18 protein-coding genes are annotated in these 19,090 nt (G+C 67.7%); 14 read left to right on the top strand and 4 right to left on the bottom strand.

Annotation, left to right across the window (positions count from 1 at the left end; genetic code table 11):
- Positions 1-26 precede the first annotated feature (26 nt).
- From TEF_06925 to TEF_06880, 10 genes are all read left to right on the top strand, one after another.
- Positions 27-1,757 carry a dihydroxy-acid dehydratase gene (locus TEF_06925; GenBank protein ANK80560.1) on the top strand — a complete coding sequence of 577 codons (1,731 nt, stop codon included), beginning with the start codon at positions 27-29 and terminating at the stop codon, positions 1,755-1,757.
- 15 nt (positions 1,758-1,772) lie between these two features.
- On the top strand, positions 1,773-2,060 hold the full coding sequence (locus tag TEF_06920; protein ID ANK80559.1) for a hypothetical protein: 288 nt from the start codon (positions 1,773-1,775) through the stop codon (positions 2,058-2,060).
- 227 nt (positions 2,061-2,287) lie between these two features.
- Positions 2,288-3,619, top strand: coding sequence for a hypothetical protein (locus TEF_06915; GenBank protein ANK80558.1), 1,332 nt, complete (start codon positions 2,288-2,290; stop codon positions 3,617-3,619).
- Between the two features lie 102 nt (positions 3,620-3,721).
- A complete protein-coding gene (locus tag TEF_06910; protein ID ANK80557.1) occupies positions 3,722-4,849 on the top strand; it encodes a 4-hydroxy-3-methylbut-2-en-1-yl diphosphate synthase in 1,128 nt (375 codons plus the stop codon).
- 21 nt (positions 4,850-4,870) lie between these two features.
- Positions 4,871-6,127 (top strand): histidine--tRNA ligase, encoded by a 1,257-nt coding sequence (locus TEF_06905; GenBank protein ID ANK80556.1) that lies wholly within the window; start codon positions 4,871-4,873, stop codon positions 6,125-6,127.
- Positions 6,124-7,209 carry a peptide chain release factor 1 gene (locus tag TEF_06900; protein ANK80555.1) on the top strand — a complete coding sequence of 362 codons (1,086 nt, stop codon included), beginning with the start codon at positions 6,124-6,126 and terminating at the stop codon, positions 7,207-7,209. Before TEF_06905 ends, TEF_06900 begins: the two co-directional genes overlap by 4 nt.
- On the top strand, positions 7,199-8,053 hold the full coding sequence (locus TEF_06895; GenBank protein ID ANK80554.1) for a protein-(glutamine-N5) methyltransferase, release factor-specific: 855 nt from the start codon (positions 7,199-7,201) through the stop codon (positions 8,051-8,053). Before TEF_06900 ends, TEF_06895 begins: the two co-directional genes overlap by 11 nt.
- A 181-nt stretch (positions 8,054-8,234) precedes the next feature.
- Positions 8,235-8,966: a hypothetical protein gene (locus TEF_06890; GenBank protein ID ANK80553.1), complete on the top strand. Its 732-nt coding sequence runs from the start codon at positions 8,235-8,237 to the stop codon at positions 8,964-8,966.
- 242 nt (positions 8,967-9,208) lie between these two features.
- Entirely contained in the window at positions 9,209-10,663 is a 1,455-nt protein-coding gene (locus TEF_06885) for an aldehyde dehydrogenase (GenBank protein ID ANK80552.1), read from the top strand.
- Between the two features lie 168 nt (positions 10,664-10,831).
- Complete coding sequence (locus TEF_06880; protein ANK80551.1) at positions 10,832-11,449, top strand: hypothetical protein; 618 nt, start codon at positions 10,832-10,834, stop codon at positions 11,447-11,449.
- Positions 11,450-11,473: 24 nt separating this feature from the next.
- Here the strand turns inward: TEF_06880 and TEF_06875 are convergent, their stop codons facing one another.
- Complete coding sequence (locus TEF_06875) at positions 11,474-12,838, bottom strand: hydrolase (protein ANK83324.1); 1,365 nt, start codon at positions 12,836-12,838, stop codon at positions 11,474-11,476.
- A gap of 213 nt (positions 12,839-13,051) precedes the next feature.
- Here TEF_06875 and TEF_06870 point away from each other — a divergent pair, with 213 nt between their 5' ends.
- The 4 genes from TEF_06870 to TEF_06855 are packed head-to-tail and all read left to right on the top strand — an operon-like array spanning position 13,052 to position 16,882.
- A complete protein-coding gene (locus TEF_06870; GenBank protein ID ANK83323.1) occupies positions 13,052-13,507 on the top strand; it encodes a hypothetical protein in 456 nt (151 codons plus the stop codon).
- Positions 13,508-13,524: 17 nt separating this feature from the next.
- A complete protein-coding gene (locus TEF_06865; GenBank protein ID ANK83322.1) occupies positions 13,525-14,628 on the top strand; it encodes a hypothetical protein in 1,104 nt (367 codons plus the stop codon).
- The gene (locus TEF_06860; protein ID ANK80550.1) at positions 14,628-16,199 is read left to right on the top strand and encodes a hypothetical protein; all 1,572 of its coding nucleotides are present in this window, start codon (positions 14,628-14,630) and stop codon (positions 16,197-16,199) included. The genes TEF_06865 and TEF_06860 overlap by 1 nt, the downstream gene beginning before the upstream one ends.
- Complete coding sequence (locus TEF_06855) at positions 16,196-16,882, top strand: hypothetical protein (GenBank protein ID ANK80549.1); 687 nt, start codon at positions 16,196-16,198, stop codon at positions 16,880-16,882. Before TEF_06860 ends, TEF_06855 begins: the two co-directional genes overlap by 4 nt.
- A gap of 6 nt (positions 16,883-16,888) precedes the next feature.
- Here the strand turns inward: TEF_06855 and TEF_06850 are convergent, their stop codons facing one another.
- From TEF_06850 to TEF_06840, 3 genes are read right to left on the bottom strand one after another with little or no spacing between them, the layout of a single operon-like run.
- Entirely contained in the window at positions 16,889-17,347 is a 459-nt protein-coding gene (locus TEF_06850) for a hypothetical protein (GenBank protein ID ANK80548.1), read from the bottom strand.
- Positions 17,348-17,361: 14 nt separating this feature from the next.
- A complete protein-coding gene (locus TEF_06845) occupies positions 17,362-18,462 on the bottom strand; it encodes a redox-regulated ATPase YchF (protein ID ANK80547.1) in 1,101 nt (366 codons plus the stop codon).
- Complete coding sequence (locus TEF_06840) at positions 18,452-19,072, bottom strand: aminoacyl-tRNA hydrolase (protein ANK80546.1); 621 nt, start codon at positions 19,070-19,072, stop codon at positions 18,452-18,454. The genes TEF_06845 and TEF_06840 overlap by 11 nt, the downstream gene beginning before the upstream one ends.
- Positions 19,073-19,090 lie beyond the last annotated feature (18 nt).

Below are 19,090 nucleotides of genomic sequence, written 5' to 3'. Positions count from 1 at the left end.
TCCCGGCAAACAGGGAGGGGTGCGCCATGGGCGACGAGAAGAAGAAGTACCGCAGCGCGGAGTGGTTCGGCGCCGGTTCCAAGGACGGCTTCAACCACCGCTCCTGGATGAAGAACCAGGGCCGGCCGCACGACCAGTTCGACGGCCGGCCCGTGATCGGCATCTGCAATTCATGGTCGGAGCTGACGCCGTGCAACGCGCATCTGCGCGACGTGGCCGAAAGGGTGAAGCGCGGCGTCTACGAGGCCGGCGGCTTTCCGCTGGAGTTCCCGGTCATGTCGCTGGGCGAGACCCTGATGCGGCCGACGACCATGCTGTTCCGCAACCTGATGTCGATGGATGTCGAGGAATCGATCCGCGCCTATCCGCTGGACGGCATCGTGCTGCTGTCGGGCTGCGACAAGACCCAGCCGGCCATGCTGATGGGCGCGGCGTCGTGCGACCTGCCGACGCTGGTGATCACTTCGGGTCCGATGCTGAACGGCAAGTTCCAGGGCCGGGATATCGGGTCCGGGACAGACGTCTGGCGCTTCTCGGAGGACATGCGCGCCGGCAAGATGACGCTGGACGACTTCATGGAGGCGGAGAACTGCATGTCCCGCTCCAACGGGCACTGCATGACCATGGGCACCGCCTCCACCATGGCCTCGCTGACGGAGTCTCTCGGCATGACCCTGCCCGGCGCCTCGGCAATTCCGGCCGTCGACGCCAACCGCTACCGGGTCTCCCACCTCGCCGGGCGGCGCATCGTCGAGATGGTCCACGAGGACCTGCGCATGTCGAAGGTGATGACCCGCAAGGCGTTCGAGAACGCGATCCGCGTAAACGCCGCCATCGGCGGCTCCACCAACGCCATCATCCACCTGATCGCCATGGCGGGCCGCCTTGGCGTCGATCTCTCCATCGATGATTTCGACAGGCTGGCGCGCGGCGTGCCGCTGCTGGTCAACCTGCGCCCCAACGGCCAGTACCTGATGGAGGACTACTACTACGCCGGCGGCCTGCCCGTGGTGATCGACAGCCTGGCGGAGGCCGGCCTGCTGCACGCGGACACGGTGACGGTCAACGGGAGTTCGATTATCGAGAACTCGAAGGGCGCGCGGAACTACAACGAGGAGGTCATCCGGCCCTTCGACAAGCCGCTGAACAAGGATGTCGGCCTCGCCGTGCTGCGCGGCAATCTCTGTCCCGACGGCGCAGTCATCAAGCCGTCGGCGGCGACGCCGGAACTGCTGAAGCACCGGGGCCGCGCCGTGGTCTTCGAGTCCATCGAGGAACTGCGCCGGGAGGTCGAGAACGACGATCTCGAGATCGACGAAAGCTGCGTCATGGTGCTGAAGGGCGCGGGGCCGAAGGGCTATCCCGGCATGCCGGAGGTCGGCAACTTCCCCCTGCCCGCCAAGATCCTGCGCAAGGGCGTCACCGACATGGTTCGCATTTCCGACGCCCGCATGTCGGGCACGGCCTATGGCGCGGTGGTCCTGCATGTCAGCCCGGAATCGGCGGCCGGCGGGCCGCTTGCGCTGGTGAAGACCGGCGACATGATCGAACTGGATGTGGAGAACCGCCGCCTGCACCTGGACGTCTCCGACGCGGAACTGGAGAAGCGCAGGGCCGCCTGGACCGCCCCGCCCCCGCCGCTGGAACGCGGCTGGGTCAAGCTCTACCACGACCATGTCACGCAGGCGCACGAAGGCTGCGACCTCGACTTCCTGGCCGGCGGCTCCGGCGCCCCGGTGCCGCGCGAAAGCCACTGAGCGAAGGAGAGAACGATGCCCGCCCATGTCAGCGTGCAGATCAAGGTCAAGGACCGCGAGAAGCTGAAGGAATACGCCGGTCAGGCGCCCGCCACCGTGGCCGCGCATGGCGGCCGCTTCATCGTCCGGGGCAACGTGACCGAGGTTTTGTCGGGCAACGCCGATCTGGACGTCGTCGCGATGATCGAGTTCCCCGACGCCGAGACCGCGCGCCGCTGGTACGCCAGCGCCGAGTACCAGGCGCTGATCCCGATCCGGGAACAGGGGGCCGACATGGTGTTCTCGCTTGTGGAATCGCCTTGACGGGCGGCCGAGGCGTATTCCAAGGGCCCTGACGATTGCCGCCGAATACCACGGCTTCCCAAAGGCTTGGGTGAAATACCGCCTTTGATGACGCGCGCGAATGCGTTAAGAGAAGCCCCAGTGCAATTGAGTCGAAACGGGCTTCACGTGATTCGCGCACCCGCGGGAGCCCGCCGGCGGTCGATGAAGCGGCCGCTCATGACTCCCAGCCTGACAGAAGTCGTGGCATGTCGAACAGATTCGAAAACGACCGCAACTCGTCCGACGAGGCGTCGTACAACATCGACGATACATTCGCCGAAGGCCGCTACACCGGCATCGGCGCGGAGCTGAAGGCGGAGCGCCTGCGCTGCGGCCTGAGCTTGGAAGACGTCTCCCAGCGGCTCAGGATCCGCGTTCAGCACCTGCATTCCATCGAGGAGGGCCGCTTCGGCGACCTGCCGGGCCGGATCTATGCGCTGGGTTTCGTGCGTTCCTACGCCGAGTTCCTGGGCGCCGACGGCGATGTCTGCGTGCGGATCTTCAAGGACGAGGTCGGCCCGGACGGTCACAGCCGCAGACTGTCCTTTCCCACGCCGCCGATCGAGAACCGCCGCCCCGGCATGATGACCCTGGCGGTGTCCCTGCTGCTGGGCGCGCTGGTGTATGGCGGCTGGTACGTCTACAGCAACGAGGGCGACCGTCTGGCCGAGACCGTCCCCGCCGTGCCCGAGCGGTTCGTCGAACAGAGCGCGCCGGCAAGCCGCAGCAGCGATTCCATCGTCGGCGCCAACGCCTCCGAGAGGCCGGCCGAGGACCGGGCCGAAACCGACATGGTGACCGAGACGCCTGCCGCCGGGGACACCGTCGACCAGGCCGCGCCGGCGGCGAATGGCGAATCCGTTGCCGAGGGCGCGAACGACCCGCCGGCGGCTGTGGCGGAAGCGACCTCGCCCGAGGCCCCGGCCGAGACGCCGGCGCCCGAAGGCTCGGCGAGCGCCGAAACAACCGTCGATGCGCCGGACCAGCCGCCCGTGGCGGCGTCGGCTGAAGCGGCCGCGCCCGGCGAGACGGTGGATACGGCTACTCCGCCCGATCTGGCCGCCGCCGAGCCGGAGCCCGTCGAGGTCGCGCCCGCGCCGGCTCACGAGACTACGGAGACGGCATCGGTCACGGCGGAGCCCGCGGCACCCGCGGAGGCGCCCGCAACGGTGTCCGACGATGATCGGCTGGCGCGGCTGACGCCGCCGCCGCTGCCGCCCTCGGCGCGCCGCGACGGCTATGTGCCCCGCGTCTTCGGCATCACCAACCGCGACGCCCGCATCGTCGTCCGCGCGGTGGCCCCGGCGCAGATCATCGTCAAGCAGAGCGGCGGACGCACCCTGCTGCCCCACCGGATGATGCAGCCCGGCGACAGCTACCGCGTGCCCGACACCAGGGGGGTGATCCTGGAAAGCGAGAACATCGACAATCTGGAAATCTTCCTCGACGGAAAGTCGATCGGCAGCGCGGGCATCCTCGCCGCCCCGGCCCGGGCCCTGGCACTGAGCCCGGAAATCCTGCGGTCGCTGGCCCGCTAGACGCGGCCCGGGCTGCGTCCCCGGCGCGCCTTGATCGGGCCGGCTCATGCGATCATGTTAGCCGCGAGGCTGGAACACCGCGTATCCCCAAGGAAGGCACCCATGAGCGTCCGTCCCTACAGAGACATCTACCGCCGCGAATGCCGCCAGATCCACGTCGGATCCGTGCCCATCGGCGGCGGCGCCCCGATCGCCGTCCAGACCATGACCAACACGCTGACCTCCGACGTGGAGGCCACGATCGCGCAGGTGAGGGCGGCCGAGGCAGCCGGCGCCGACATCGTCCGGGTGTCCTGCCCCGACGAGGACTCCACGAAGGCGCTGAAACACATCGTCCGGGCCACGGAAGTGCCGATCGTCGCCGACATCCATTTCCACCACAAGCGCGCCATCGAGGCCGCGGAAGCCGGCGCCGCCTGCCTGCGCATCAATCCCGGCAATATCGGTTCGGCCGAACGGGTGCGCGACGTGGTGAGGGCGGCGAAGGATCACGGCTGCTCCATGCGCATCGGCGTCAATGCCGGCAGCCTGGAAAAGGATCTGCTGGAGAAGTACGGCGAGCCCTGCCCGGAGGCCATGGTGGAAAGCGCGCTGGACCACGCCCGCATCCTGGAGGACAACGACTTCTTCGAGTTCAAGATCTCGGTGAAGGCCTCCGACGTCTTCCTGGCGGTCGCCGCCTATCAGGGACTGGCCGAGGCCTGCGACTATCCCCTGCATCTGGGCATCACCGAGGCCGGCGGCATGATCGGGGGCACGGTGAAATCGTCCATCGGCATGGGCATGCTGCTCTGGTCGGGCATCGGCGACACCATCCGCGTCTCGCTGTCCGCGGACCCGGTCGAGGAAGTGCGCGTCGGCTTCGATATCCTGAAATCGCTGGGGCTGCGCCATCGCGGCGTGCAGATCATCTCCTGCCCCTCCTGCGCGCGGCAGGCCTTCCCCGTCATCAAGACGGTCGAAGTGCTGGAACAGCGCCTGGCCCACATCACCACGCCCATGTCGCTGTCGATCATCGGCTGCGTGGTCAACGGCCCGGGCGAGGCGCGCGAGACCGATATCGGCCTGACCGGCGGCTCCAGGGGCCGCAGCCACAAGGTCTATGTGGGCGGCATCGCCGACCACAACATCGACGATGACAAGCTGGTCGATCACATCGTATCGATGGTCGAGGAGAAGGCGGCGGCCATCGAGGCCGCCAAAGAGGCGGAGAAGGCCGACGCGGCCTGAGCCCCATCCGGGAGAACATTCTTGGCCAAGCCCCAGCCCGTACGCGGGACGCATGACCTTTTGCCTGACGACTTCGCCGCCCACGCGGCGGTGATCGACGTCGCCCGCCGGGTCGCGACCGCGCACGGCTATCGCGAGATGGCGACGCCGATCTTCGAGTTCACGGAGATCTTCGCGCGCTCCATGGGCGAGACCTCGGACGTCGTCTCCAAGGAGATGTACACCTTCGCCGACCGGGGCGGGGAATCGATCACCCTCCGGCCCGAATACACCGCTGCGATCTGCCGCGCCTACATCTCCAACGGCCTGCAGCAGTCGGCGCCGCTGAAGGCCTTCGCCAACGGCCCCATGTTCCGCTACGAACGGCCGCAGAAGGGCCGGCTCAGGCAGTTCCACCAGATCGACATCGAGGTCATCGGGGCGCAGGAGCCGGCGGCGGACGTGGAGGTCATATCCCTCGGCGCCGAGATACTCGATCGTCTCGGCGTGCTGGAAAAGACCTCGCTGAAGCTCAACACGCTTGGCGATCCGGAGAGCCGTCAGAATTATCGCGGCGCGCTGGTCGAGTACTTCTCAGATCACCGCGACCGTCTCTCGCAGGACAGCCGGGACCGGCTGGGCCGCAACCCGCTCAGGATCCTCGATTCCAAGGACGAGGGCGACCGCGCCATCGTCGAGGGCGCACCGCTGTTCGGCGACTATCTGAACCAGTGGAGCCGGGACTTCTTCGCAGAGGTGACCGCGGGCCTCGACACGCTGGGCATTGCCTACGACCTCGACGCGCGGCTGGTGCGGGGCCTGGACTACTACACCCACACCGCCTTCGAGTTCGTCACCGACGCGCTGGGCGCGCAGGGCGCCGTGATCGCCGGCGGTCGCTATGACGGCCTGATCGAGCAGATCGGCGGCTCGCCGACCCCCGGCATCGGCTGGGCGGGCGGAATCGAACGGCTCGCCATGCTGTCGGGCGCGACCGGTCAGCCGCGCAAGCCGGTCGCGCTGGTGCCGGTGGGCGACGACGCAGCGAAGGCGGCGCTGAAGATCGCTCAGACGCTCCGCCGCGAAGGTTTCATCGTCGACCTCGCCTTCCGCGGCAACCTGGGCAAGCGCATGAAGCGCGCGGACCGTATCGGCGCGGCCTGCGCCGTGATCTTCGGCGAAGAGGAACTGGCGCGCGACGCGGTCACGCTCCGCGACCTGGCCAGCGGCGAGCAGAACGAAACGCCACTGGGCGAGCTTGCCGGCGCATTGCAGATCTATGGGGATTCACGAGTGTGATTCCACGCGACCGACTCCGCCAGATCAAGGCGCGCCAGGACGAACTGGCCTCGTTGCTGGCCGATCCGGGCGCGGCGGGGCGGGGCGACTTCGCCAGTCTTTCCCGGGAATATGCCGAGCTGGCGCCGGTCGTGGAGACGATCGACGAGCTGGAGGCGCGCGAGAAGGAGCGCGCGGAACTGCGCGAACTCGCCGCCGACCGCAGCTCGGACAAGGAAATGCGCGAACTGGCCGAGGCGGAACTGGACGAACTGGACGAAGCCATGCCGGCGCTGGAGCGCAAGGTCCAGCTCATGCTGCTGCCGAAGGACGAGGCTGACGCCCGCAACGCCATCCTGGAAGTGCGCGCCGGTACGGGCGGCGAGGAAGCGGCGTTGTTCGCCGCGGAGCTGTTCCGGATGTATCAGCGTTTCGCGGAAATCAACGGCTGGCGCTTCCAGACCATGGACATGACCGAGACGGATCTGGGCGGTCTGAAGGAAGGCGTCGCCGAAATCGGCGGCCCCGACGTCTATGCGCGGATGAAGTTCGAATCGGGCACCCATCGCGTCCAGCGCGTGCCGCAGACGGAATCGGGGGGGCGCATCCACACCTCGGCGGCCACCGTCGCGGTGCTGCCCGAAGCCCAGGAAGTGGACGTGAAGATCGAGGACAAGGATCTCCGCATCGACATCTACCGCGCCTCCGGCCCCGGGGGACAGTCGGTCAACACGACCGATTCGGCGGTGCGCATCACCCATCTGCCGACCGGCGTCGTCGTCATCCAGCAGGACGAGAAATCCCAACACAAGAACAAGGAAAAGGCGATGCGCGTCCTGCGCGCCCGCCTGTTCGAGGCCGAGCGGCAGCGGCTGGCCGACGAACGCGCCGCGGACCGGCGCGGCCAGGTGGGTTCGGGCGACCGGTCCGAGCGCATCCGCACCTACAACTTTCCGCAGGGGCGCGTCACCGACCACCGCATCAACCTGACCATGCACCGGCTGCCGGAAATCCTCTCCGGCGAGGCGCTGGGCGAAGTGGTGGATTCGCTGATCGCCGAGGACCAGGCCCGCCGCCTGGCGGCGCTGAACGATGATCGCTGAGGCGCCGACCGTCGAGGATCTGCTGAGCCGGGGCACGGTGCAGCTGCGGCAGGCCGGCGTCGGAACGGCGCGGCTGGACGCGCGGATCCTTCTGGCCGCCGTCCTTGGACGCGAACCGGCCAGTCTGCTGCCCGGCGAAACCGGGTCGGTGGAGCGGGACGCCGAGCGACGTTACGCCGCCCTACTTGACCGGCGCGCGGCGCGCGAGCCCGTGGCCCGGATACTGGGCCGGCGGGAGTTCTACGGCCGCGTCTTCCACCTGTCGCCCGCCACTCTGGAGCCCCGTCCCGACAGCGAGACCACGGTCGACCTGGCGCTTGAATGCCTGGGCAGCACGGACCATATCCTCGATGTCGGAACGGGCAGCGGATGCCTGCTGCTGACGCTGCTGGCCGAAAGACCCGGAGCCACCGGCCTGGGCGCCGACATCTCGAACGAAGCCGTCGCCACCGCCGCGGAAAACGCCCGCCGTCTCGGACTCGGGAACCGGGCCACCTTCCGGCAGGGCGACTGGCTGACGGGGATCGAAGACCGCTTCGACCTCGTGATCTCGAATCCGCCCTATATACCGGAAGACGAGATCGCAACGCTGATGCTGGAAGTCCGCGACCATGACCCGCGCCGGGCGCTGGCCGGCGGCGGAGACGGGCTGGCGGCCTATCGCGCGATCTTCGCCGAGGCGGGACGGGTACTTTCCCCGCGAGGCCGCGTGGTGGTGGAGATCGGCTGCGGTCAGCAGGACGAGGTCGCCATGATCGCCGCCGCACACGGCTTCGATCTGGCGAATACGGCCGCCGATCTGGGCGGTCATATGCGCGCCATGGCCTTTGTCACGGCAGGTTAACGAAAAAAACACTTGGAAACGGCAGGTTGGACGTCTAGTTTCGGGATCAGGACAGCGCCTGGCGGCGAAAGCCGCGGCTGCGGCAGTCCCAAATTTCGTATCAATCGCAAAGCGACGAGCGAATCCGGCCCATCCGTATGTTGAGGATGGGTCTTACACGAAGCAGACCTTTGGCAGGAAAATGAGAGCACCGAACAACAAGCGGGCGCGCGGGCGCACGAACAGGCGTCCCCCGAATCCGAATCGCAGCTTCGAGAGCAACGGGCCGGACGGGAAGATTCGCGGCAACGCCAATCAGGTCTACGACAAGTACAGCCAGCTCGCGCGCGACGCCGCCGCAACCGGCGACCTCGTCGCGGCCGAAGGGTTCTGGCAGCACGCCGAACACTACTACCGCATCATGATGTCGATGCAGCAGAACAACCGGCCGCAGAACCAGCAGTCGGGCGACGGCCAGGACCAGAACGATCAGAACGAGCGCTCCGGCAGCGATCAGAACGACCGTTCCGGCGGCTCGGACCGCGACGATCGCGATCAGGACGAGCAGGGCCAGAGCGAATCCCGCTCCCGCAGGGGCGGCCGCAATGACCGGTCCGGCGGCGACGATCGCGATCAGGACGAGCAGGGCCAGGGCGAATCCCGCTCCCGCAGGGGCGGCCGCAATGAACGCTCCGGCGGCGACGATCGCGACCAGGACGACCAGCAGGCACAGACCGAACCCCGCGGCGACAGTGGCGATCGCGACGAAAGCGCCGACGAGAGCGGCGGCGAATCCGAGACCGCCGGCCTGGAGCGCGCGGTGCGCCGCACCCGCGCACGGCGTCCGCGCCGCGCCCGCGACGAGGACGAGCAGGGCGGCAAGTCCAACGATGACGGCGGTCGCGAGGCCGCGACCGAGGACGCCGCCGACTGATGATGCGCCGCCGGTCTTCGGGCCGGCCCGCCATTCCCTTCTGCCATCGACGGCCGCAGCGTTCGCAAGCGCCATGACGCAGGCTTGGCCGCGCCATGGCCCGCAGGCCGTGACCACGCCGACATCCCCCTTCGCGCCCGGATATCGGGTCTATGATTCCGGCCGGCGCTCGTAGAGAATTGCCCGAGCGCGAACGGGGCCGCAGGAGGCCCGTCCAAACTGGAAGAGGGGGTCTCCAGACCATGTCCGCCGAACTGCCGCACATTCCCTTGCTGGTACCGGGTATCGAGAGCAGCGCCACCTCGGTGACCGTCTCGGCGCCCTGGGATCTGTCGCCCATCGCCACCGTCGCCCGCGCCGACAGCGCCACGGTGGAGAAGGCGCTGGCCAACGCCTATGCGCTGTACCGCAACCGAGACGCCTGGCTGCCCATGCGGGAACGGGTGCAGATCCTCACCCGCGCCATGGGCATCATGCGCGAACGCCGCGAAAAGATGGCCACGGACGCCGCGCGCGAAGGCGGAAAGCCGCTGGCCGACTCGCTGATCGAGGTCGACCGCGCCATCGACAGCGTGCACATCTGCATCGACGAGCTGCGCAGCCGCGCCGGCGAGGTGATCCCGATGTGCATCACCGAAAGCTCCAAGAACCGCGTCGCCTTCACCCGGCCGGAGCCGGTCGGCGTCGTGGTGGCCGTCAGCGCCTTCAACCACCCGCTCAACCTGATCGCGCATCAGGTCGCGCCGGCGGTAGCCACCGGTTGCCCGGTGATCGTCAAGCCGGCCGACAAGACCGCTCTGTCCTGCCTGAGCTTCGTGCAGATCCTGCGTGAGGCCGGCCTGCCGCCGGAGTGGTGCCAGGCCGTGGTTACCGCGGACCGTAAGGACGCGACCGCCATGGTGACCGACGAGCGCGTCGGCTTCTTCAGCTTCATCGGCTCGGCCAAGGTGGGCTGGACGCTGCGCAGTCAGCTCGCGCCGGGCACGCGCTGCGCGCTCGAGCATGGCGGCGCGGCGCCGGTGATCGTGACCGAAGGCGCCGATCTGGACCGCGCCGTCCCGTCCCTGGCCAAGGGCGGCTTCTATCACGCCGGCCAGGTCTGCGTGTCGGTGCAGCGCGTGTTCACGCCGAAAGCGATGGCCAGGGAGTTCGCGACCCGGCTGGCCGACGCCGCAAAGAAGATGAAGGTCGGCGATCCCACCCTGGCGGATACCGAGATCGGACCGCTGATCACGCCCGGCGAGGTCGACCGCGTCCACCAGTGGGTCGAGGAGGCGAAGGCCGCCGGGGCGGAAGTTCTCTGCGGCGGCGAGAAGCTCACCGACACCGCCTACAAGCCGACGGTGCTGCTGAATCCGCCCGCGGATGCGAAGGTGTCGGTCCAGGAGATCTTCGGGCCCGTGGTCTGCGTCTACGGCTATGACGACATGGAAGAGGCCATCGACCGGGCGAATTCCCTGCCGTTCTCGTTCCAGGCGGCCGTCTTCGGCCAGGACATCGACAAGCTGATGCGAGTCTCGAGCCGTCTCGACGCCTCGGCCGTCATGGTCAACGATCACACCGCCTTCCGTGTCGACTGGATGCCTTTCGCCGGCCTGAAGCAGTCCGGCCACGGGGTCGGCGGCGTACCGCATTCCATGCACGAGATGCAGATCCAGAAGATGACGGTGATCCACTCGCCGGAAATCAAGGACTGACCGGCCAGCGGCCGGCTTCCCTCCGGGGCGGCCGGCCGTTCACGGTTCCTGAACCGAATCCGGGCAAAGTGGTCTTCCTGTCGGCGCCGCCGTGGCCATGTTGCGGGACAGACCCCGCCGACGGCACGTCGCCCCACATGTCCCCCGATCGTCGCAGAGAGTGTCGCCATGTCCGCCGATCTCAATTTCACATCCCTGATCTGTTCCCGGCTGTGCCACGACCTCGTGGGCCCGGTCGGCGCCATCTCCAACGGCATCGAGCTGATGGAGATGGAGGACGAGCCGGAGATGATGAAGGACGCGCTGGACCTGCTGAAGCATTCGGCGGCGAACGCCTCGCGGCGGCTGAAGTTCCTGCGCTTCGCCTTCGGTTCCTCGGGCGGCGACGAACTGCCCCTGCCCGTCCGCGACGCCCGTCAGGCCGCGCTCGACTTCTTCACCGACCACCGCCTGGAGCTTGTCTGGCCGGATGCCGGGAACGCGGAGCCGGCCAAGGGCCGCATCCGCCTGGCGCTGAACCTGACCATGGCCGGCGCGGCAGGGCTGGTGCGCGGCGGTGAGCTGACGGTGAGCGTGGACAACGATTCCCTCGCCGTCACCGGCGTGCACGACCGGGCCGCTCTGCCCGATGCGGTGGTCGAGGCGCTGGAGGGCCGTCGCGAGGCCGCCGGCGGCGAAGACGCGCGCATCATCGAGAGCTTCCTCGCCCGCAAGCTGGCCGACGTCGAGGGCCTGGTCCTGACCATCGAACAGAGCCCCGGCCGCTTCACCATCGCCGCCCGGTAGACGCTGCGCGCATCCGGGCCTGCTTCACGCGGCGAGGCGCAGACCGTCGGCCTTCCACGCCGCTATCGAACCGAGATAGACGTCGACTTCGCCGAAGCCATTGGCTCGCAGTACCGACGCCGCGATGGCCGCACGCTTGCCGCTGCCGCAATACACCGTCACCGCGCGATCCCGATCGAGCCGGTCGAGTTCTTCCGGCAACTGGCCGACATAGACATGTATGGCGTCGTCTATGTGGCCGCCTTCGAATTCGTCGATCGAACGAACGTCGAGCAACTGCCAGTTCGGCATATCGTCGCCTAGGCGCCGGCGAACGGTTTCGGTGTCGACCATCGGCATCGTCCGGAACGCGACGCCCTGAGTGGCGCCGCCAACCATCCCTGCGGCGTAGCAGCTCACCCCGTCGAAGCCGATGCGGCCCAGCGTACGAACCGACTCTTCGGCCTGCCGCCCGTCCTCGGCGAGCAGGCGGATCTCGCGCTCCGGATCGAGCAGCCAGCCCGCGAACGCGGCCAGCATGTCGTGGGGAATGGCCAGCGAGCCGGGCAGGTGCGCGCCGGCAAAGGCGGTAATCGAACGTACATCGACCAGTTGAGCTTCCGCGCCGTCCGTCAGCGCGTCTACCGGCATTCGCGGCGGCATGATGAAGCGCTGCATCGCCGGCCCGCCCTCGGAGTTCAATCGCTCCATGAGCCGGAAATAGGGCGGCTGGTAATGGTTCTCCGACACCTTGGCGTCGATGAAGGCTTCGCGGTCCGCGATCTGCAGCATCGGGTTGTTGCGCCGTTCATGGCCCAGGCTTGAGAACTCCCGGTCCGCCATGCCGGAACCGCAGACGGAACCTGCGCCGTGCGCCGGGTAGACCAGCGCCTGATCACCCAGCCCCATGATCTTCCACAGACTGTCATGGAGCATTCCCGCGACCTCGCGCGGGCGGTCCGGATAGAAATCGGTCCGCCCCACATCGCCGATGAAAAGCGCATCGCCCGTTAACACGCCGACCGCGCCCTCGCCGAAGTCCCGGTCGAACAGGACGAACGAGAGGCTGTCATCGGTGTGACCCGGAGTCTCCAGCACTTCCAGCCGGGCGTCACCCAGCTCGAAGCTGTCGCCCTCGCGTGCGGTTTCGGCGTAGCGCACGGGCTCCGCCGGGTTGGGGCCGTGCCAGATCCTGGCGCCGGTCTCGCGCGACAGGGCCGGCGCGCCGGACACCAGATCCTCGTTGCGATGGGTTTCCAGCACGTGCCGGATCCGCATGCCATGGGCGTCCGCCAGCCGGACATAGACTTCGATGTCCCGTCTCGGATCGATCACGGCGGCATCAGGCCCCGAGCCCACGAAATAGGAAAGATGAGCGAGGCCTTCGGTCTTGATCTTTTCGACAATCATGGCTTTCTCCTGAGCCGTTGGGACCTGGAAGGAAACGATCGGGAGGTCTTCCTCACTGATGTTCCGGTCGGAAATCCGCCGCGCCGGCGGCGGCGATTTCACAGCTCACATGCGTTCAACGATCCGGCGATCAACCGCCTGCGACTTCGCAGCATGCGAGCCCCCAGCAATCCGCATTTCTCCGCATATCGTTAGCAAGCTAATGATATGCGGATGGACCGACCCGCCCGCGACATCCGGGAGACCTTTACCGTCTCTCTCGTCCAACTCGCCCGCCGCTGGCGCTGGCGTCTGGACAGCCGTCTCCAGGATCTGGGCCTGACACAGGCGCGCTGGGCGGCGCTGCTGCAGATCCAGCGCCGCGAAGGGGTTTCGCAGCGTCAGCTCGCCGAGTTCATCGGCATCGAGGGACCGACGCTGGTCCACATTCTCAATTCGCTGGAGCGCCAGAACATGATCGAGCGCCGGCCCGACGCCCGGGACCGCCGCGCCAAGACCGTGCACCTGACCGATACCGCGCGCCCGCTGGTTGGACGCATCGAGGAGATCGCCCACGGTCTCCGGCTGGAGCTGACCGAAGGGATCGACGACGAGGAACTGGCGACGTGCGTCCGCGTCTTCCGCAAGATCGACCAGCGGCTGACGGAACTGGCGGAGGCGACACGGTGAACGCGGAAGAGGCCAGCCTGCCGCCCCGCCCCGGCCGCACGCGCCGGCGGATCGTCCGCTACGGCGCGCTGCTGGCTGTTCTGGGCCTCGCCGCCTATTTCGTGCAGGACTGGGTGGTCCGCCGTCAGACCCATGTCTACGTCATCGATTCCCGCATCGCTTCCGATATCATCACGATCGGCGCGCAGGACGGGGGCGTGATCACCGAACTGCCCGTCGGCACCGGCGATGTCATCCGGCGCGGCACGGTGCTGGTTCGCATCGATCACCGCGAGCTGGACCTGCAGATCGAGGAGGTGCTGGCCCGGATGTCGCGCCTGCCGGTCGACCGGGCACGGCTGGAAGCAGAGATGGCGCTGACGCGCAGCCAGGTCGGGGCGGCCACCGAGGCGGCCAGGGCGCGGATATCCGTCGCCGAGGCCGAACGGACATCCGTGGAGGCTCTGATGGCGCAGGCCACCAGGGAACTGGAACGCGCCGAGCAGCTCTATCGGCGCAAGGTGGTGTCCTCCCGGGCCGTCGATGACGCCCGCGCCGATTTTGCCGACCTGGAAGGGCGAATGCTGCGCGCGCGCGCCGCCGTGCTGGCCGCCAGGGCCGAACAGCGGCAGGCCGAGGCCGAGCGCGATCGCATCGATGTGCTGGCGCGCCAGATCGAGCTGCTGGAAGCCGAACGCCCCGCCCTGCAGGCGCGGCTGGATCAGCTTCAGACCCGCCGCGACGACCGCGACATCGCCAGCGGCATCGACGGCGTGGTCGACCAGACCTTCATCGAGGCCGGCGAATATGTGCGCCCCGGCCAGCGCCTGCTGATGATCCACGATCCGGAGAACGTCTGGGTCGCCGCCAATATCAAGGAGACCGAGCTCGGCCGCTTCCGCGTCGGCTCCCGCGCCATCGTCAAGGTCGACGCCTTCCCGGGACGCGAGATCACCGGCCGCGTGACATGGATCGCGCCGGCCGCCACCAGCGTGTTCGCGCTGCTGCCCAATCCCAACCCCTCTGGCAACTTCACCAAGGTGACGCAGCGCGTACCCGTGCGGATCGATCTTCAGGGCGCGAAGGACGGGCTCCGGCCCGGAATGATGGTCGAGGTGGCGATCGACGCGGAGCGGGACTGATGCCGCAGACCGTCGAGATCCTGACCGAACGCTATGGCTCCGCCTATCGTTGGCTGGCGCTGTCCTCGGCGATGATCTGCACCATGGCCGCGGTCCTCTCGGCGACCATCGTCAATGTCGCCATCCCCGACATCATGGGCGCCTTCGGCATCGACCAGGTAACCGCGCAGTGGCTGTCCAGCGGCTTCCTTGCCGCCATGACCGCCACCATGCTGCTGATCGATTTCCTGACCAAGACCATCGGCCAGCGGGCGACCATGAACATCGCGCTGGGCATCTTCCTGGCCGGGGGGTTGATGGGTGGCCTGGCGGAAACGGCCGACGCCGCAATCGCCTCCCGCATCCTGCAGGGCGCATCGGCCGGGATCATCCAGCCGCTGGCCATGGTCGTGGTCTTCCAGGTCTTCCCGCCGGAACGTCGCGGTTTCGCCATGGGCATCTACGGCCTCGGCGTGGTCATGGCGCCGGGTACCTCGCCGTTTCTCGGCGGTCTGCTGGTGGACGGGCTGGGCTGGCGCTACACCTTTTACATTGCCGTGCCCATGGGTTTCCTGGGTCTGGTCCTGACCAACCTGTTCGTGCCGTCGGGCCGGCTGAGCGAGATCCGGCCGCGCTTCGACTGGTTCGCCTTCGGTCTTCTGATCGTCTTCCTGATCAGCCTGCTCACCGCCTTCACCGACGGTCAGGACCTGGGCTGGGGCAGCGTTTCGGTGACCGGCCGGTTCCTGATCGCGGCGGCGGCATTCCTGCTGTTCATCTGGTGGGAGCACCGGGTGGAACACCCGTTGATGGACATGACCGTCTACCGCCAGCCGGGCTTCATGGGCGCCGTGGTGGTCAGTCTCATTCTCGGAGCGGGGCTGTTCGGCTCGACCTACCTGATTCCGCTCTTCGCCCAGACAGTGCAGAACCTGACGCCCACGCTGTCGGGCCTGCTGCTGCTGCCGGCGGGGATATCCATGATGCTGATCACCACCTTCTCCGGCCGGATGGCCGACCGCTTCGAACCGGGCATGACCGTCGGCTTCGGCCTGCTCATGTTCGCCGTCTCCTTCTTCCTGATGTCCTTCGCGGACCCCAACACGGCATTCCTGACCCTCGCCTTCTACATCCTGATCAGCCGCGCGGGGATGGGTTTCATCTTCCCCTCGCTCAGCGCCGGTTCGGTCCGCCTCCTGCCCATGAACCTGCTGCAGCAGGGTTCGGCGACGATGAACTTCACGCGCCAGCTGGGCGGGGCCTTCGGCGTCAACATCCTGGCGGTGATGCTGGACCGGGAGATCAGCTACTTCTCCGACCACGTGACGTCGACCCAGACTCCGGCCAACGGCGCCACCGAAGCCTATGTGCGAACCGTCGCCGAAATGGCGGAGCGCGGCGGAATCTCCGACATGCAGGCCGAAGCGGTGGCGCTGGGTCACCTCTCCCGCGCCCTTCAGGTGGAGGCCGCGACCTTCGGCTTCCAGGAATCCTTCCTGTTCGGCTCCGTCGCCTTCCTTGCCTCCGTCGTCGGGGCGGTCATGATGGTCCGCGGCGCGCGCAAGCGCCGGCGCAGGGAGGCGATGGCTTGAGGGAACTGACATTCCGTGTCGCGGCGGAAAGCGGCGCAGCGAGCGTCAACGCGAGGGTCGGGCGTCTCCTCATGGCGGGCTGGACCGGCCGCGACGAGGCCGCCGTCCTGGCCCATATCGAGGAACTGAAGGAACTTGGCGTGAAGCCGCCGGCCTCGGTTCCCGTCTTCTATCCGCTTTCGCCCGATCGTCTGACGCAAGCCGGCCGGATTCACGTCTCGGGTCCCGGCACCAGCGGCGAGGTCGAGTACTTCCTGCTCGGCCATGGCAGCGAGACCTGGGTCGGGCTCGGCTCCGACCACACCGACCGGGATCTGGAATCCGTCTCGATCACCCTGTCGAAGCAGATCTGCGACAAGCCCCTGGCCGCTGCGCTCTGGCGCCTGGAGGACGTTGCACCGCACTGGGACAGGCTCCGGCTTTCGGCCTGGTGCGACTTCGGCGAGGGCGAGGTCCTCTACCAGCAGGCCACGCTGGACGCGATGCGGGAGCCGGCGGAACTGATCGCTAGGGGCTTCGGCGCGGGCGGCCTGCCCGACGGCGCGGTCATGTTCGGCGGCGCGCCTTCCGCCATCGGCGGCATCCGCCCGGCGGCGAACTTCCGCATGGAACTCGCCGACCCGGTGCTGGGCCGGTCGCTCGGCCACGCCTACACGGTGGAGGAACTGGGTGTGCCGGGCTGACGGCGCCTATGCGGGCCGGCGGCCGATCATGAAGTTGTTCTCCATGACCATCTTCGCCGTGCCGTTCTGGTCCTCCAGCCGGTGCTTGACGTAGCAAAAACCGATGTCGGGCCGGCTCTTCGAGGGGAACTTGTCGGCAACCTCGGTCACCAGAGTCAGTTCGTCGTCGACGAATGTGGGCTTCAGCCAGCGCACGGACTTCACGCCGGGCGAACCCTGACTGACAACGGTGGTCAGCATGCCGTCGACCATCAGCCGCATGGCGATGGAACAGCTGTGCCAGCCCGAGGCCGACAGCTTGCCGAAGGGGCCGCGTTCGCCGCCCTCCCGGCTCAGATGGAAATACTGGGGATCGAACTGCTCGGCGAAGCGGACGATGGCGTCCTCCGTGACCCGGTGCGGGCCGTGGCGGTGCACCTCGCCGACTTCGATCTCCTCCCAGAACCGTCGGCCATCCTCCCCCATCTACGTCGCTCCCCTCAGACGTTGAACCGGAAATGCATCACGTCGCCATCCTGGACCACGTACTCGCGGCCCTCCAGCCGCATGCGGCCGGCATCCTTGGCGCCCTGCTCGCCGCCGAGGCTCACATATTCGTCAAAGGCGATGGTTTCGGCGCGGATGAAGCCCTTCTCGAAGTCGGTGTGAATCGCACCGGCGGCCTGCGGCGCGGCGGCGCCCGCCTCGACGGTCCAGGCCCGGGCCTCCTTCGGACCCGCCGTGAAGAATGTGATCAGATCCAGCAGGCCGTAACCGGCGCTGATGATGCGGTCGAGGCCGGTCTCCTCCAGGCCGATCTCGTCGAGAAACATCGCGCGCTCGTCCGGGTCGGTGAGCTGGGCGATCTCCGCCTCGATCGCCGCCGAGATGACGACCGCCGTGGCGCCCTCGGCCGCGGCCTTCTCGGCGACGCGGGCCGAGTGTTCGTTGCCATGTTTCGCGTCCGCCTCGGCGACGTTGCACACATACAGAACCGGCTTCGCGGTCAGAAGCTGCAGCATCTCGAAGCGCTTGCGGTCTTCCGCCGAGACGGCCAGCACGCGCGCGGGCTTGCCCTCGCGCAGCAGATCCAGCGCGCCCTGCATCACTTCCACGTCCGCCTTCAGGTTCTTGTCGCCGGACTGGAAGCGCTTCTGCAACGGCGTCAGGCGTTTCTCCAGGCTTTCCATGTCCGCGATCATCAGCTCCGTCTCGACCGTCTCCGCGTCGGCGACCGGATCGATGCGGCCGTCGACATGGGTGATGTCGTCATCCTCGAAGCATCTCAGCACATGGACGATGGCGTCGACTTCCCGGATATGGCTGAGGAACTGGTTGCCCAGTCCCTCGCCCTTCGAGGCGCCGCGGACCAGCCCGGCGATATCGACGAAGGTGAGCTGGGTCGGGATGACCTCCTTCGACTTCGCCAGTTCGGCCAGCTGTTTCAGGCGCGGATCCGGCACCGCGACGCGGCCCAGGTTCGGCTCGATGGTGCAGAACGGGTAGTTCGCCGCCTGCGCCGAGGCCGTCTGCGTCAGGGCGTTGAACAGGGTGGACTTGCCGACATTCGGCAGTCCGACGATACCGCACTTAAATCCCATCCTTGTCGGCCTCGCTCTCGCTCTTGTTCTTTTCCGGCTTGGGCGGCGGGCATTTCAGCGCCACCGCGGTCATGAAGCCCGGCGCGTCGCCCTGGGCCAGCTTCGGGGCGGCGAAGGCGATCGCGTCCAGAAGCTGGTCCAGCAGGGGCTGCTGGGCCTTCGCGAAATTGCCCAGGACATGGCCGGTCACCCGGTCCTTGTGGCCGGGATGGTCGATGCCGATGCGCACCCGCTGGAATTCCGGCGTCATGTGCTGCGCGACCGAGCGCACGCCGTTGTTGCCCGCATGGCCGCCGCCCACCTTCACCTTGACCTTGCCGAAGGCGAGATCGAGCTCGTCGTGAAACACGGTCAGCCGGTCCAGTGCCAGCTTGTGGAAGCGGACAGCCTCGGCGACCGACTGGCCGGAGCGGTTCATGAAGGTTTCGGGTTTCAGCAGAAACACCTTCTCGCCGTCCAGAACGCCCTCGGCAATCTGGCCCTGGAACTTGCGCCGCCACGGCCCGAAGCCGTGATCGGCGGCGATCCGCTCCACCGCCATGTATCCGACATTGTGGCGATGGCCGGCATAGTCCCGGCCGGGATTGCCCAGCCCGACGAACAGTCGCATGGATTGGCCTCCCAGAGG

Source organism: Rhizobiales bacterium NRL2 (assembly GCA_001664005.1).
Taxonomy (GTDB): Bacteria; Pseudomonadota; Alphaproteobacteria; order Minwuiales; family Minwuiaceae; genus Minwuia.
This window is presented reverse-complemented; position numbering and strand designations above follow the sequence as displayed.